The 15,259-nt window shown below is 62.0% G+C and carries 16 protein-coding genes; 1 reads left to right on the forward strand and 15 read right to left on the reverse strand.

Features of this window, described 5'->3' with window-relative positions; translation table 11 throughout:
* Nucleotides 1-3 precede the first annotated feature (3 nt).
* Complete coding sequence (locus tag CLU94_RS11065) at nucleotides 4-603, forward strand: TetR/AcrR family transcriptional regulator (RefSeq protein WP_180278638.1); 600 nt, start codon at nucleotides 4-6, stop codon at nucleotides 601-603.
* Here CLU94_RS11065 and CLU94_RS11070 read toward each other — a convergent pair.
* From CLU94_RS11070 to CLU94_RS11140, 15 genes are all read right to left on the reverse strand, one after another.
* Complete coding sequence (locus CLU94_RS11070; protein ID WP_099665667.1) at nucleotides 600-1,379, reverse strand: enoyl-CoA hydratase; 780 nt, start codon at nucleotides 1,377-1,379, stop codon at nucleotides 600-602. The genes CLU94_RS11065 and CLU94_RS11070 overlap by 4 nt on opposite strands.
* 96 nt (nucleotides 1,380-1,475) lie before the next feature.
* Nucleotides 1,476-2,672 (reverse strand): acetyl-CoA C-acyltransferase, encoded by a 1,197-nt coding sequence (locus tag CLU94_RS11075; RefSeq protein ID WP_035824191.1) that lies wholly within the window; start codon nucleotides 2,670-2,672, stop codon nucleotides 1,476-1,478.
* 60 nt (nucleotides 2,673-2,732) lie between these two features.
* A complete protein-coding gene (locus tag CLU94_RS11080) occupies nucleotides 2,733-3,179 on the reverse strand; it encodes a PaaI family thioesterase (RefSeq protein ID WP_099665668.1) in 447 nt (148 codons plus the stop codon).
* A gap of 62 nt (nucleotides 3,180-3,241) precedes the next feature.
* The gene (locus CLU94_RS11085; RefSeq protein WP_099665669.1) at nucleotides 3,242-5,653 is read right to left on the reverse strand and encodes a 3-hydroxyacyl-CoA dehydrogenase/enoyl-CoA hydratase family protein; all 2,412 of its coding nucleotides are present in this window, start codon (nucleotides 5,651-5,653) and stop codon (nucleotides 3,242-3,244) included.
* Nucleotides 5,654-5,667: 14 nt separating this feature from the next.
* A complete protein-coding gene (locus tag CLU94_RS11090; RefSeq protein ID WP_034753387.1) occupies nucleotides 5,668-7,458 on the reverse strand; it encodes an acyl-CoA dehydrogenase C-terminal domain-containing protein in 1,791 nt (596 codons plus the stop codon).
* Between the two features lie 78 nt (nucleotides 7,459-7,536).
* Nucleotides 7,537-8,139 (reverse strand): TetR/AcrR family transcriptional regulator, encoded by a 603-nt coding sequence (locus tag CLU94_RS11095; RefSeq protein WP_070278980.1) that lies wholly within the window; start codon nucleotides 8,137-8,139, stop codon nucleotides 7,537-7,539.
* A gap of 258 nt (nucleotides 8,140-8,397) precedes the next feature.
* Complete coding sequence (locus CLU94_RS11100) at nucleotides 8,398-8,787, reverse strand: RNA-binding S4 domain-containing protein (protein WP_099665670.1); 390 nt, start codon at nucleotides 8,785-8,787, stop codon at nucleotides 8,398-8,400.
* Nucleotides 8,784-9,947, reverse strand: a complete 1,164-nt coding sequence (clsB, locus tag CLU94_RS11105) for a cardiolipin synthase ClsB (RefSeq protein WP_099665671.1) — start codon at nucleotides 9,945-9,947, stop codon at nucleotides 8,784-8,786. The genes CLU94_RS11100 and clsB overlap by 4 nt, the downstream gene beginning before the upstream one ends.
* Nucleotides 9,948-9,956: 9 nt before the next feature.
* Nucleotides 9,957-10,778, reverse strand: a complete 822-nt coding sequence (locus tag CLU94_RS11110) for an endonuclease/exonuclease/phosphatase family protein (protein ID WP_099665672.1) — start codon at nucleotides 10,776-10,778, stop codon at nucleotides 9,957-9,959.
* A 72-nt stretch (nucleotides 10,779-10,850) separates the two neighbouring features.
* On the reverse strand, nucleotides 10,851-11,144 hold the full coding sequence (locus CLU94_RS11115; RefSeq protein WP_099665673.1) for a hypothetical protein: 294 nt from the start codon (nucleotides 11,142-11,144) through the stop codon (nucleotides 10,851-10,853).
* Nucleotides 11,145-11,162: 18 nt separating this feature from the next.
* Entirely contained in the window at nucleotides 11,163-11,627 is a 465-nt protein-coding gene (nudB, locus tag CLU94_RS11120) for a dihydroneopterin triphosphate diphosphatase (protein ID WP_099668270.1), read from the reverse strand.
* An 87-nt stretch (nucleotides 11,628-11,714) separates the two neighbouring features.
* Nucleotides 11,715-13,517 carry an aspartate--tRNA ligase gene (gene aspS, locus CLU94_RS11125; RefSeq protein WP_180278639.1) on the reverse strand — a complete coding sequence of 601 codons (1,803 nt, stop codon included), beginning with the start codon at nucleotides 13,515-13,517 and terminating at the stop codon, nucleotides 11,715-11,717.
* Nucleotides 13,518-13,580: 63 nt separating this feature from the next.
* Nucleotides 13,581-14,222, reverse strand: a complete 642-nt coding sequence (locus CLU94_RS11130; RefSeq protein WP_077398981.1) for a DUF502 domain-containing protein — start codon at nucleotides 14,220-14,222, stop codon at nucleotides 13,581-13,583.
* Between the two features lie 40 nt (nucleotides 14,223-14,262).
* On the reverse strand, nucleotides 14,263-14,571 hold the full coding sequence (locus CLU94_RS11135; RefSeq protein ID WP_077398979.1) for an FmdB family zinc ribbon protein: 309 nt from the start codon (nucleotides 14,569-14,571) through the stop codon (nucleotides 14,263-14,265).
* 79 nt (nucleotides 14,572-14,650) lie between these two features.
* Nucleotides 14,651-15,253 (reverse strand): methyltransferase, encoded by a 603-nt coding sequence (locus CLU94_RS11140; RefSeq protein WP_099665675.1) that lies wholly within the window; start codon nucleotides 15,251-15,253, stop codon nucleotides 14,651-14,653.
* Nucleotides 15,254-15,259: the final 6 nt, after the last annotated feature.

Raw genomic sequence — 15,259 nt, forward strand, 5'->3', positions numbered from 1 at the left:
CCCATGAAAATCCCAAAACTTCAAGCCATGGAATCTCCCGTGCGCCGAGCGGGTCGTCCGCGCAGTGCCCTGCCCGCACTGGACAACGCCAGCATCCTGCACGCGGCCCTGGCCCTGCTGGAAGAAAAAGGCGAGGCGTTTTCCATGCGCGCACTGGCGCAGAACCTGGGCGTCGACGCCATGGCCCTGTATCACTACTACGCGGGAAAAGAGGAATTGTTGCAGGCCTTGATGGCGCAGCGTTTTGCCGCGCTCGATCCGCAGCAGCCGCCGTTTACGCGGCGCCAGGCAGCGCCACGGCGTGTGCTGGCGCTGTGCGCGCTGTACCTGGAACTGGTCAGCGCCACGCCGTATTTCGTGCGCCTGATGGCGCGCGGACTGGTGGAGCAAGCCGACGTGGCCGAGCGGTTTATGGCACTGTTCGAGCTGGCCGTCGACGGTCTCGCGCTGGACAAGAAAACCCGCTTGCGCGGGCGCGATGCGCTCGTCGACTTCCTGCACGGCTATGCGCTGGCGGGCCGGCCGGTGGGCGAGACGCACTGGCACGCCTCGGTTTCCCTGATCCTGGCCGGCATGCAGGCCAGTGTTGAAACAAGCGCTTAATTGAACTGCTTGAAATCCGGCTTGCGCTTCTGGAAAAAGGCCGTAAACGCTTCCTTCGCCTCGGCGCCGCCCAGCATGGCGCTGAACAGTTTGTTTTCGTCGGCGATGGCGGCCTTCATCGGCTCCATGCGGCTTTGCTTCATCAGGCGCTTGGTAGCACGGATGGAGGCGGCAGGCAGGGCCACCAGCTTGGCGGCTTGGCCTTGCGCGAAGGTCATCAGCTCGTACAGGGGCACGACTTTCGACACCAGGCCCATTTCCAGCGCTTCGCTGGCCGGGAAGGACTCGCCCAGCATCAGCTTTTCCGCCGCGCGCGGGTAGCCGGCCAGTTGCGTGAGCAGCAGGCTGGAACCGAATTCCGGGCACAGGCCCAGCTGCGTGAACGGCATCGAGAAGCTGGCATTGTCGGCTGCGTAGACCAGGTCGCAATGCATCAGCAAGGTCGTGCCGATGCCGATGGCCGGGCCGGAAACTGCCGCCACCACGGGCTTGCTGCTGCCGTACAGGGCGCGCATGAACTGGAACACGGGGCGGTCGTGGTCGAGCGAGCCATCCTTCGGGCGCGCCGTCTTCATGAAGTCATCGAGGTCGTTACCAGCCGTGAAAATCGCGCGCTTGCCGCAGATCAAGATGGCGCGCACGTCGTCGTCCGTCTCCGCCGCCACCAGCGCATCGGCCAGGGTCTGGTACATGCCGCCCGTGATCGCATTCTTGCGTTCCAGGCGGTTGAATTCCAGGGTCAGAATGCCCTCGCTCTTGCTGCACAAAATATCCATGTCGTCTCCAAAAAGATAAAGGGCGCCGGGGTAATCCCGCAGCGCCCAAGTTTTGACCAATCTTATCTGACCTCTTGCGTCACGACGCCTGTGTCATCAAACGCGCTCGAAGATACCTGCTGCGCCCATGCCGGCGCCCACGCACATCGTGACCATGCCGTACTTCTGCTTGGTGCGCTGCAGCGCGTGGATCACGGTGGCTGCGCGGATGGCGCCGGTGGCGCCCAGCGGGTGGCCCAGGGCGATCGCGCCGCCCATCGGGTTGACTTTCGATGGATCCAGGCCCAGGTCGCCGATGACGGCCAGCGCCTGTGCGGCAAACGCTTCGTTCAGCTCGATCCAGTCCAGCTGGTCTTGCGTGATGCCGGCGGCGGCGCATGCTGCAGGAATGGCGAATTTCGGACCGATGCCCATGATTTCCGGCGGCACGCCGCGCACGGCGAACGAGGAGAATTTCGCCAGCGGGGTCAGGTTGTGCTCGCGCAGGATTTTTTCGCTGACGATCAGCAGCGCGCCGGCGCCGTCGGACATCTGCGAGCTGTTGGCGGCCGTGACGGAGCCCTTGGCCGCGAAGACTGGCTTCAGCTTGGCCAGCGACTCCATCGACGAATCGGCGCGCGCGCCTTCGTCCGTGTCGACGGTGCGGCGCGTCACATCAACCTGGCCGGTAGCCAGGTTCGGCGTGCGCGTGATGATTTCCACGGGCGTCGTTTCCGCCTTGAAGAAACCGGCTTGCTGCGCGGCGATGGCGCGACGGTGCGATTCGACGGAGAACGCATCCTGCTGTTCGCGCGACACTTTCCATTGCTGCGCCACTTTTTCTGCCGTCAGGCCCATGCCGTAAGCCATGCCGATGTTCTCGTCGCTGAACATGTCGAGGTTCATCGACGGGTGGTGGCCCATCATCGGCACCATCGACATCGATTCGATACCGCCGGCGATCATCACGTCGGCTTCGCCCACGCGGATGCGGTCGGCCGCCATGGCGATGGCCGTGATGCCCGAAGCGCAGTAGCGGTTGACGGTGACGCCGCCCACGGTTTTCGGCAAACCGGCCAGCAGTACCGAGTTACGCGCGATATTGAAGCCCTGCTCCGCTTCCGGGAACGAGCAGCCGATGATGGCGTCGGTGATCAACGCCGGGTCCAGGCCAGGCGCTTGCGCCAGGGCCGATTGCAGCACGCGCACCAGCAGGTCGTCCGGGCGGGTGTTTCTGAACATGCCGCGCGGCGCCTTGCCGATCGGGGTGCGGGTTGCAGAGACGATGTAGGCGTCTTGAAGTTGTTTGCTCATTTTATGCTTTCAAAGATGTTGAACGAGGTTCGTGTTCTGTCGAATGTCCGGGGTAGAGGCTTATCGCTTCTGCGACAAATACCAGTCCACCGTCACCTGTGCCGCCAGCGTGCCTTCGGAGTCGAAGATATCGACTTCCACGGGAAACGCCACCTTGCCGTCCTGCGCCAGCTGCGCCTTCAAGGCAGCCAGGTCGCCCGGTACCCGGCCTTCGGCGCGCGTCGCGCCCCGGGCCACCTTCTGGTACTGGATGCGCGACTCCTTGGCCACCGGACGCAAGCCCAGTATCAGCTCGGCGAAGCCGCCCGCCATGGCCGCGCCGGAAGCCGTTTCGGCCAGGGTAAACAAGGCGCCCGCATGCTGCGTGCCCAGGTGATTATTCAGTTTTGGATCTTCCGGCAGCGACACCTTCGAGGTGCCGGCGCCGATGTCGTCGATGCTGATCCCCAGCAGCCGCACGAAGGGCAAGGTGTCCATCATCTGTTGTTTGATACGGTCATACACCATGCTTGGCCTCACGCGCAGTAATACTTTAAAAACGAGGGACAGGATCGTCATCGACGTTGTGCTTAGTTGCGTACCGGCTTACCGGTCTGCATCATGCCCATGATCCGTTCCTGGGTTTTCGGATGGTTCAACAGCTCCAGGAATGCCTTGCGTTCCATATCCAGCAGCCACTGTTCGCTGACGAAGCTGCCCTGGTCCACGTCGCCGCCCGATACGATCTCGGCGATCATCTCGCCCAGCTTGAAATCGTGCGCCGAAATGAAGCCGCCGTCGCGCATGTTGACCAGCTGCGCCTTGATGGTGCCCCAGCCGTAACGGCCCGTCACCTGGATCAGCGACGGCAGTTGCGGACGGAAGCCCGCGTCGAACATGGCGCGCGCTTCGACCTTAGCCACGTGCAGCAGCTCGTAGGCGTTGAACACGATCACGTCGTCTTCCTTCAGGTAGCCCATTTTCTTCGCTTCCAGCGCCGATTTCGACACGTTGGCGGTAGCCGCATTGGTGAAACCCGTTTTCAGGAATTGCAGGATGTCGTTACCCTTGGCTTCCTTGTAGGCGCGCTGCGCCGCTTCCTTCAGGCCGCCGCCGGCTGGAATCAGGCCCACGCCCACTTCCACCAGGCCGATGTACGACTCGATCGAGGCCACGCGCTTCGATGCGTGCAGCGCCAGCTCGCAACCGCCGCCCAGTGCCAGGCCGGCGACCGCGGCGATCACCGGCACGTTCGCGTATTTCAGCGACATGAAGGTGTTCTGCAGTTCGGCGATGATCGGATCGACAGCTTTCACGCCGCCTTGCATGAACGCCGGCAGTGCCGATTGCAGGTCGGCGCCGGCCGAGAAGGCGCCGCCTTCGGCTGCGTCGGCGTGCCAGATCACCAGGCCCTTGAAGTTCTTCTCGGCTTCGGCCAGCGCCAGTTTCAGGCCATTGATCACGCCTTCACCGATCACGTGCATCTTGGTCTTGAACGAGATGATCAGCACATCGTCACCCGTATGCCAGACGCGCACGGATTCGTCTTCGAAGACGGTGGTGCCGGCGGTCTTGGGGTCGGCAGCGCCGCTGCCCAAGTTGGTGCCAAAAACGGGCGCGCGGAATGGCTGGCGGTCGTACACGGACAGGGTCGAACGGGGCACGAAGCTGTTCGACACGGCCGAATACGAACCTTCCGGCGTGTGCACGCCGCCTTGTTCAGCGACCGGGCCTTCGAAGACCCAGGCTGGCAGCGGTGCATTGCACAGCGCGTGGCCGGCGTCGATGTCTTCCTTGACCCAGTTGGCCACTTGCAGCCAGTTCGATGCCTGCCACGTTTCAAACGGACCCACGTTCCAGCCGAAGCCCCAGCGCATGGCGAAGTCGATGTCGCGCGCATTGTCGGCCACGGTGTCCAGATGGATGGCGATGTAGTGGAAAGCGTCGCGGAAGATCGCCCACAGGAACTGGCCTTGCGGGTTCGTCGATTCACGCAGCGCCTTCATCTTCTTGACCGGATCCTTTTCCTTCAGGATGCGGGCGATGATGTCGGCAGCCTTGGCGCCGCCGGCCACGTATTCACCGGTGGCGAAGTCCAGGCGTTGGATTTCCTTGCCGACCTTCTTGTAGAAGCCCGCGCCGCTCTTCTGGCCCAGCGCGCCTTTTTCCACCAGCTGCGCCAGGACGGCCGGCGTCTTGTAGACGGCGGCGAACGGATCGTTCGGCAGGTAGTCCTGCATGGTCTTGATCACATGGCCCATGGTGTCCAGGCCAACCACGTCCGCCGTGCGGAAGGTGCCCGACTTGGCGCGGCCCAGCTTGGCGCCCGTCAAATCATCGACGACGTCCACGGACAGGCCGAATTTTTCGGCTTCGTGCACGATGGCCAGGATGCCGAACACGCCAACGCGGTTGGCGATGAAGTTCGGCGTATCCTTGGCGCGGACCACGCCCTTGCCCAGGGTGGTGGTCAGGAAGCCTTCCAGCTGGTCGGCGATCTGCGGCTTGGTGAACGCGGTCGGGATGATCTCGACCAAGTGCATATAGCGCGGCGGGTTGAAGAAGTGCACGCCGCAGTAGCGCGATTTCAGGTCGGCGTCGAAGCCTTCGGCCAGCTTGGTGATCGACAGGCCCGAGGTGTTCGAGGCGAAGATCGCGTTCGGGCCGATGTGCGGGGCCACCTTCTGGTACAGGTCGTGTTTCCAGTCCATGCGCTCGGCGATGGCTTCGATGATCAGATCGCAACCGGCCAGCAGGTCCAGGTTGTCTTCGTAGTTGGCCACCTGGATCAGCGCGGCGTCATCCTTGTTGCCCAGCGGCGCAGGCGACAGCTTTTTCAGGTTCTCGATGGCGCGCAGCACAATGCCATTCTTCGGGCCTTCCTTGGCCGGCAGGTCGAACAGCACGACCGGCACTTTCGCGTTGATGCAATGGGCGGCGATCTGCGCGCCCATCACGCCGGCGCCGAGGACGGCTACTTTTTTAACGATGAAATTGGTCATATTTTCCTCAAGTCTTAGAACAGGTCTGCGTCGAGTGCCATCAGGTTGGCCGAACCGGAACGCGCCTGACGGATCAGGGTTGCCGTTTCAGGCTGCAAGCGGGCGAAGTAGAAACGTGCGGTAGCCAGTTTGGCGGTGTAGAACTTGTCGCCGCTGGATTCTTTTTCGAGGGCGATCTTGGCCATCTGCGCGAACAGGTAGCTGTAGATCATGTGGCCGACGACGCGCAGGTAAGGCACGCATGCCGCGCCCACTTCGTCCGGATTCTGGAATGCCTTCATGCCGATTTCCATGGTCAGCTTGGTGACTTTGTCGCCCAGGTCGCCCAGTGGCGTAACGAATTCGCTCATCGCTTCATCGGTGCCGTTGTCTTCGACGAAAGCCTTGATCTTTTCGCCGAACTTGCGCAGCTTGGCGCCGTTGTCGCCCAGGATCTTGCGGCCCAACAGGTCCAGCGACTGGATCGTGTTCGTGCCTTCGTAGATCATGTTGATGCGCGCGTCGCGCACATACTGCTCCATGCCCCATTCCGAGATGTAGCCGTGGCCGCCGAATACTTGCATCGCGTCCGAGGTGGCGATCCAGGCGTTGTCGGTGATGAAGGCCTTGATGACGGGCGTCAGCAGCGCCACTTCATCGGCCGCTTCCTTGCGCACGTCGGCGTCTGGGTGGTGCAGTTCGCGGTCGATCTGCAGCGCCACGTAGGAGGTGAAAGCGCGCGCGCCTTCGGCGTAGGCTTTACCGGTCAGCAGCATGCGGCGCACGTCAGGGTGCACGATGATGCGGTCGGCCGGCAGTTCCGGGTTCTTGATGCCGGACAGCGAACGCATTTGCGTGCGGTCCTTGGCGTAGATCAGCGCGTTCTGGTAAGCGATTTCCGTCAGGCCCAGCGACTGCATGCCCACGCCCAGGCGGGCCGCGTTCATGAAGACGAACATGGCGTTCAGGCCCTTGTTCGGCTGGCCGATGATCCAGCCTTTCGCGCCGTCCAGGTTCATCTGGCAGGTCGAATTGCCGTGGATGCCCATTTTTTCTTCGATGGCGCCGCAGGTGATCGGATTGCGCTCACCGACAGTGCCATCCGCGTTTGGCAGGAATTTCGGCACAAGGAACAGCGAAATGCCTTTCGAGCCTTCCGGCGCGTCCGGCACGCGGGCCAGCACCAGGTGCAGGATGTTTTCCGCCATGTCGTGCTCGCCGGCCGAGATGAAGATCTTGTTGCCGGTGATGGTCCAGGAACCGTCCGCCTCAGGCAGCGCTTTCGAGCGCAGCAGGCCCAGGTCGGTGCCGCAGTGCGGTTCGGTCAGGCACATGGTGCCCGTCCATTCGCCCGACACCAGCTTCGGCAGATACACTTCCTTCTGGTGGTCGGTGCCGTGTTCCTTCAGGCACTCGTAGGCGCCGTGCGACAGGCCTGGGTACATGGACCAGGCCTGGTTCGACGAATTCAGCATTTCATAGAACGAATTGTTCAGCACGACAGGCAAGCCCTGGCCGCCGTATTCCGGATCGCACGCCAGGGCCGCCCAGCCGCCTTCGACGTACTGCTTGTAGGCTTCCTTGAAACCCTTAGGCGTGGTCACGCTTTTCGTGACGGGGTCGTGGTGGCAGCCTTCGCGGTCGCCGGAGTGGTTCAGCGGGAACAATACTTCGGAAGTGAATTTGCCGCCCTCTTCCAGCACCTGGTTGATGATGTCGGCGTCGACGTCGGCGTACGACGGCATTTGCTTCAGTTCTTCTTCCACTTGCAGGAACTCATGCAGGACGAATTGCATATCCCGGATTGGCGCGACGTATTGACCCATAATTTTCTCCTGAAGGCGATTAGCTAAAGTGTTGTACTTGTAAGTGCGTGTGCGTTGTTGCGGATACTGCCTGACGGCTTATTTGCTTGTGACGGAATTCTGGTACGACGCCAGCAGGCGGACAAAGCCCGCTTGCGCCCGTTCGATGCTGCCCGGCACGCGCAGGAAGCGCGCATCGTGATGCAGGGCCAGGATCAGGCCATACATCTCGTACACCAGCTGCTGGGCATCCGTGTCCGCTTTCAAGTCGCCCGTGGCGATCGATTGCTCGACACAGCGCAACAGCGCACCCTGCCAGGCCCGCACCATGGCCACCAGGGCTTCACGGATGGGACCGGGACGGTCGTCATACTCGACGGCGCCGCTGATATAGATGCAGCCGGAAGCGATTTCCACGCTGACCCGCTTGACCCAGCGCGCAAACATCGATTGCAGGCGCTGGATGCCGCGTGGTTCTTTCATGCTGGGAAAAAAGACTTCTTGCTCGAAACGATAGTGGTAAAGCTTCAGCACTTCCATCTGCAAGTCTTCGCGCGAGCCAAAGTGGGCAAACACGCCCGACTTGCTCATGTTCATTTTGTCCGCAAGCAACCCAATGGTCAGGCCTTCCAGGCCGTCGCGGCTGGACAGGTCCAGCGCCACGTCGAGGATGGCTGCACGGGTCAGTTCGCCCTTGCGCATGAATTTGACTGAAGTATTCAAGAGGTCCGTTCTAAAAGTGATGTTGCCGATTTGGCGGACTGAAGCGAGGGTAAAAAAAAGCACGCCTCGAAAAAATCCGAACGCTCGTACTATTATCCACTACCACGTAAAAGTCAAACGGGAACTTTAGAGCCGGCGTTCTATTGGTGCAGCGCAGCATTTTCAGGCTGCGTGTTTACAGCGATTTCAGGAGGGCAAAAGCGTCGCGCGCCCTTGCCCTCCCGCATCAGGCGAGCCTCAGGAAAGGTCGCCTGCCTTGCTCAATTGACGGCGGTCGCGCTTGGTCGGCCGCCCCTTGATGGTGGTGCCTGGCTCGCGGAACAGCTTGCGCTCCTCGGCCAGCTGCTCGCGGCGGGCGATGCTGGCCGGCGTTTCGCCATACAGCAGGCGCGCCACGGGCGCCGCGCCGCGCTTGTCGGACAGGCCCAGCACGGCCACTTCCCACGTCTCCGCGCCATTATCGATGGCCAGCTCGTCGCCCAAGCGCAGGCTGCGCGCCGGTTTCACGCGCTCGCCGCCCACTTTGACCTTGCCCGTGTCGACGGCCTCGCTGGCCAGCGAGCGCGTCTTGAAGAAGCGCGCCGCCCACAGCCATTTGTCCAGCCTTACCGTTGTCATCTCGTTCATGCGTACTTGCCTACTGAAAAAATGCGCATCACCAGCCGGTACACGAGGAACGCGGCTTCATAGCCGATGCGCCGGAAACGGCCGATGTGCTTGAAATCATCCTGGTGAATCACGATGCCGTCCGCCACGCCCTGCTCTATATGCTGGCGCAAGCTTTGCGCGAACGCCACGTCCTTGATGACCACGTTCGCTTCCTGGTTCAGGAACAGGCTCAGCGCATCGATATTGCTGGAGCCGACCGTCGCCCAGTCATCGTCGACGACGGCCACCTTGGCGTGCAGCTGCGTCTTGCGGTATTCGACGATTTTCACGCCGGCGGCCAGCAGCTTCGGATAAAACGAATGCGCCACGGCGTCCTGCATGCGGAATTCGCCCACGCCGATCAACAGCACCACGTCCACGCCCCGCTGGGCCGCCTGGGCCAGGGCGCGGCGCAGCTTGTGGCCGGGCGCGAAATACGGGTTGGCCAGCATCACGCTTTTCCTCGCCTGGCCCAGTGCCTGCAGGTAGGCGCGCTGGATGGTGCGGCGGTTGCGCAGGTTGTCGCGCACGACAAAGCCGGCCACCACGGGGTTCTTCGCCAGCTCCTTGCTGACGACGCGCATCTTGCGGTACAGCTTGATACGCCGCACCAGGTTCATCTTGCCCAATCTTGCCCACTGCGCCTGCACTTCTTCGTGGATGGCGTCCACCAGCGGGCCCTTCACCTGCACGGCGAAATCCCAGCGCGGCGCTTCCAGGCTGATGTTGTGGTCGTAGTCGCAAAACATGTCGTCGTTGATATTGATGCCGCCCACCAGCGCGATTTCGCCATCGGCCACGCAGATCTTGCGGTGCGTGCGCGTGATGCCGCGCCGGAACCACGGATTGAAGATGCGGTGGTGCACGCCAGCCGCTTCCAGCTCTGCATGCATGGCGTTGACCCGGCGGTTGCCCGTGCCGAACCAGTCCGTGATCATGCACACCAGCACGCCGCGCGCGGCGGCACGCTTGAGCGCATCGAGCACCAGGGCGCCCGTGGCGTCGTCGGCAAAGATATACGTTTCGAAATACACTTCCGAGCGCGCGCCGTCGATGGCGGCGATCAAGGCAGGAAAGTAATCGGTGCCGCAATACAGCAGCTGGATGTCGTTGTGGGCGATGAAATTGACTGTGCGCATGCCGGCAGTCTACGCGAGTTTCAAAGCGGCAACTATCGGCGCGTGGTCCGACAATTTGGCCCACAGGGTGCCGTGCATCACTTGCGCGCCTTCCACATGGAAACCGCGCACATAGATGCGGTCCAGGCGGAACCACGGCAAGGCGGCGGGAAAGGTACGCGCCGGCACGGGAATCGGCGTTTTCGTCTGGCGCCGCGCCAGGGTGCGCACCAGGTCGCCCAGGGCCGAGTTCGAAGCCCGCTGGTCGAATACCTCGACCACACCGAGCGCGTTGCGCAGCTTGTCGCTGAGCGTGTTGCGCCAATCGTTGAAGTCGCCCGCAATGATGACGGGCTCGCCATTCGGCGCCGATTCCATGACGGCGTCGATCAGCGCCTGCGCCTGGCGCCCCCGCCCCGACTCGAACAGGCCCAGGTGGACGACGTAGCAATGCACGTCGGCCTGCGGCGTCTTGAGCACGCAATGCAGGATGCCGCGTTGCTCGTAGGCATGGTCGGACACGTCGTGGTTGGTTTGCGAGGCGATGGGAAACTTGCTCAGCAAGGCGTTGCCATGGTGGCCATGGTCATACACGGCATTCATGCCGTAGGCGGAATGGTGTTCGGGGCCGGCAAAGAACTCGTGCTGCGACGCTTCCGGCCAATGCTTGTGGCCGTTCTTCTCGGCGCCATAGCGGGCCGCATTACGGTCGTGCTTGCCTTGCACCTCTTGCAAGAAGACAACATCGGCATGGAACAGGGCAATCGCCTGCTTTAAAGCATGCACGCGGGGCAAGCCCCGCACGGAGGAGACACCCTTGTGTATATTATAAGTTGCTACGCGGATTTTCATGCATTGATTCTACTCCCAGACAGGCCCCGCGCGGCGCCGGCCTAGGTGCGCGTGCGCACCTAAAACCCACAATCAGGCCAGCATGCGTCCCACGCCCGCCGTCACGCTGACGATCAGCGCGGTAATACCCGCCGCCCAGACGATCTTCACCAGCAACGGTGCGCCACGCCAGGCCACGGTGCGCTTGCCCTCGGCAAACGCGCCCGGATGCAGCAGCCAGCCGATGGCCATCAGCGGCATGCCGATCGGCGGCGTGCGGCCGGGCACGGTGGAGCTGAACAGCAGGAAGATAAAGCACAGGCAAAAAACGATGCCCAGGGTGCCCAGCAGTTTTTGCTGCGCAGTCAAATGTAACCAGTTCAACATGGAATGCTTTCTAGAAAATCAGGTGGGACGCGCCAGGCCCGTCATGGCCGGCAATTGCAAGATCGCTTCCGCGTTGGACGACGAGAAACAGCGGTCGGCCGCCGCCAAGTAAGGCAGCCACGCATGCTGCAAATGCTCGCGCGGGCTCAGGGTGACGGCGATGTCGCGCGGCACTTGCACGCTGAACACGTGTTCCGTGTTGCGCGTCACGCCCGGCGCATAGCGGTGGCGCCAGATCGGATAGATCTCGTACACATTCGACAAGTTCCAGTCGCGCAGCACGATATCGTGCCCATCGGCAACGATGCCGGTTTCTTCCGCCAGTTCGCGCGCGGCCGTCAGCAGCAGCGGTTCATCGACGGCGTCGACGGAACCCGTCACGGATTGCCAGAAACCAGGTTGGCCCGCGCGCTCGATCAGCAAGACGTCTAGGTCCGCCGTATGGATGACGACCAGCACGGAAACGGGAATTTTATGGCTCATATCAAGAATGAAAAAGGCGCCTCGCAGCGCCTTTTTTTGCCTCAGCAAGTAAAACGGTAGCGGCTGCCTGGGCAGCCACATGCTTCATTACACTACTTTTGGCTCGGTGCTGCGCAAACGGATGTGCAGTTCACGCAGTTGCTTCTCGTCAACTTCCGACGGCGCATGGGTCAGCAAATCTTGCGCGCGCTGGGTTTTCGGGAAGGCGATCACGTCGCGGATCGATTCGGAACCCGTCATCATGGTCACGATACGGTCCAGGCCGAATGCCAGGCCGCCATGCGGTGGCGCGCCGTATTGCAGGGCGTCGAGCAGGAAGCCGAATTTCAGCTGCGCTTCTTCGGCGTCGATCTTCAACGCGCGGAAGACCTTGCTTTGCACTTCTTCGCGGTGGATACGGATCGAACCGCCACCCAGTTCCCAGCCGTTCAAGACCATGTCGTAGGCCTTGGCGATGCAGGCGCCCGGATCGCTTTCCAGCATGTCTTCATGGCCGTCTTTTGGCGCCGTGAATGGATGGTGGGTCGCCGTCCAGCGGTCCGCTTCTTCGTCGTGCTCGAACATCGGGAAGTCGACCACCCACAATGGCTTCCACACGTCTTCGAACAGGCCGGCTTTCTTGCCGAACTCGCTGTGACCGATTTTCACGCGCAGCGCGCCGATGGCGTCGTTGACGACCTTGGCCTTGTCCGCGCCGAAGAAGATCAGGTCGCCGTCTTGCGCACCGGTCTGCTCGAGGATCGTGGCCAGCACGTCGGCAGGCAGGAACTTGACGATCGGCGACTGCAAGCCTTCAGGACCCTTGGCTTTCTCGTTGACCTTGATGTAAGCCAAGCCCTTGGCGCCGTAGATGGCGACGAACTGGGTGTAGGCGTCGATTTCCGAACGGGGCATGCTGCCGCCTTGCGGTACGCGCAGGGCCACCACGCGGCCGCCCTTCATGTTGGCGGCGCCGTTGAAGACCTTGAATTCGACCGACTTCATGACTTCGGTCAAGTCCGTGAAGGCCAGCTTGACGCGCATGTCCGGCTTGTCGGAGCCGTACAGGCCCATCGCTTCGGCGAAATCCATCACCGGGAACGGGTTCGGCAAGTCGATGTTCAGCGTGTTCTTGAAGACGACGCGGATCATGTCTTCGAACAGGTCGCGGATTTCCTGTTCCGTCAGGAACGAGGTTTCGCAATCGATCTGCGTGAATTCAGGCTGGCGGTCAGCGCGCAAGTCTTCGTCGCGGAAGCACTTGGTGATCTGGTAGTAACGGTCGAAGTTGGCGACCATCAACAGTTGCTTGAACAACTGTGGCGATTGCGGCAAGGCAAAGAAGCTGCCCGCGTTCACGCGCGACGGCACCAGGTAATCGCGCGCGCCTTCTGGCGTCGACTTGGTCAGCATCGGCGTTTCGATGTCGATGAAGCCCAGCGCGTCGAGGTACTTGCGCACTTCCATCGTCACCTTGTAGCGCAGGCGCAGGTTGTTTTGCATTTGCGGGCGGCGCAGGTCCAGCACGCGGTGCGTCAGACGCGTCGTTTCCGACAGGTTGTCGTCGTCCAGCTGGAACGGCACGGGCACGGAAGGGTTCAGCACTTCCAGCTCCGAGCAGACCACTTCGATCTTGCCCGATTTCAAGTTGTTGTTGATCGTGCCTTCGATACGGTTGGTCACGACGCCCGTCACGCGCAGGCAGAATTCGTTGCGCACGGCTTCGGCGACCTTGAACATCTCCGCTTGTTCCGGGTTGCAAACGATTTGCACCAGGCCTTCACGGTCGCGCAAGTCGATGAAAATCAGGCTGCCGTGGTCGCGGCGGCGATGTACCCAGCCGCACAGGCTGACGGTTTGTCCCAGCATGGCTTCGGTAACGAGGCCGCAGTATTCAGTACGCATAGACATAAAATTCTCAGTTCAGGTTAGTGAGTGTTCAATCCGGCCACGTCCCGCATGGGACGCCTGCCTTTATTCTTTGGCTGCCGGGGCCGGTACAGCAACAACTTCCGCAGGCGCCACCACGCCCATCGAGACGATATATTTGAGCGCCGCATCGACGCTCATGTCGAGTTCGACGACATCGCTGCGCTTCATCATCAGGAAAAAGCCCGATGTCGGATTCGGCGTCGTCGGCACGTACACGCTGACATAGTCGCCCACCAGGTGGTTTGCCGCATCGCCGCCCGGCACGCCGGTCAGGAAAGCGATGGTCCAGGAGTTCTGGTGCGGATACGGCACCAGCACGGCCTTGCGGAAGGCATTGCCCGACGGGGAAAACAGGGTATCCGACACTTGCTTGACGCTCGAATACAGGGAATTGACGATGGGTATGCGTTGCAGCAATTTTTCCCACAGTTTCACCACGTAATTGCCGACCAGGTTATTCGTCAGCAAGCCCGTGAAGAACACGATCAGTACCGTCAATACCGTGCCCAGGCCGGGAATGGTGCTCAGCGCGGGAATCTGGCGGCCGAACCAGACGCTGGGCTGCGTACTGCCGGGCACCAGCAACAGCGACTGGTCCATCGTGCTGATGACCAGATTCAGGACCCAGGCCGTAATGGCCAGGGGTACCAAAATCAGTAATCCGGTAATAAAGTATTTACGCATCGGTTTCTCGGTAAGGGATCGTATCGGCTCGGCGCGCTTTTCAGTCCGCTTTCGGCGCAGCGGCAGCCGGGGCGGGCGCAGGGGCCGCGGCAGGCGCGCTCTCGGCGGCCGGGGCGGGTTTGGCGTTATCGGCCGGGCCCGTCGGGATGGCCGTGGTGGGCGCCGTGCCGCCGCGGAAATCGGTCGCGTACCAGCCGGTGCCCTTCAATTGGAAACCGGCGGCCGTCAATTGTTTCTTGAAACTGGGCTTGCCGCACGACAGGCACACCGTCAGTACTGGATCGGAGATCTTTTGCAAGACGTCCTTGGCAAAACCACACTCGTCACAACGGTAAGCGTAAATCGGCATCTCTACTCCGAGAAAATCATCAAAAACCCTGAATTATAAAGCTTTTCCTTTGTCGCCAGCGGAAATTGCCCCGCCCGCCTCAGTCCGCCCGGCGGCGCCAGCTCATCCAGCGCTCCTTGCCGGCGAAGACGGCGATGGAATCGTCGACGGCGTCGTCGGCCAGGCAATCGAAATGCGGCGCCAGCAATTCCTGCAGTGTCTCACGCGATATGCCGAACGGCGGCCCCTTGGCATTGTCGTCAAAGAAGAAGTAGCCGGCCAGCATGGCACCGGGCGCCAGCAACTGCGCCCAGCGGGCCGCCACTTGCGGCCACCTGGCGCGCGGCATGGCGCACAGGAAAGCCCGTTCATAGATCAGGTCCAGCGGCGCAACGGGTTCCCAGGCAAAGAAATCCGCTTCCACCACCCGCCCTGCCCGCTCACCCAGCTGGATGCGCGCGGCCGCCACGGCACCGGGCGAAAAGTCGATGGCCGTGGCATCCCAGCCGTGCTCCAGCATGAAGACCAGCTCATACGCCGAGCCGCAGCCGGGAATCAGGCAGCGCAGCGGCACCGGGCTGCCGGCAACGAAGCTGCGCAGGCGCGCGGGCACGCCGCCGTGGTCCCAGGGCGTGAATTGCTTCTCGAAACGCTCGTCCCAGAAGGCGGGCGAGAGCGGGTCGCGGGTGTGGAAGTCAGCCATCACTTA

The sequence above is a fragment of the Janthinobacterium sp. 13 genome, assembly GCF_002749695.1.
Taxonomy (GTDB): Bacteria; Pseudomonadota; Gammaproteobacteria; order Burkholderiales; family Burkholderiaceae_D; genus Janthinobacterium; species Janthinobacterium kumbetense.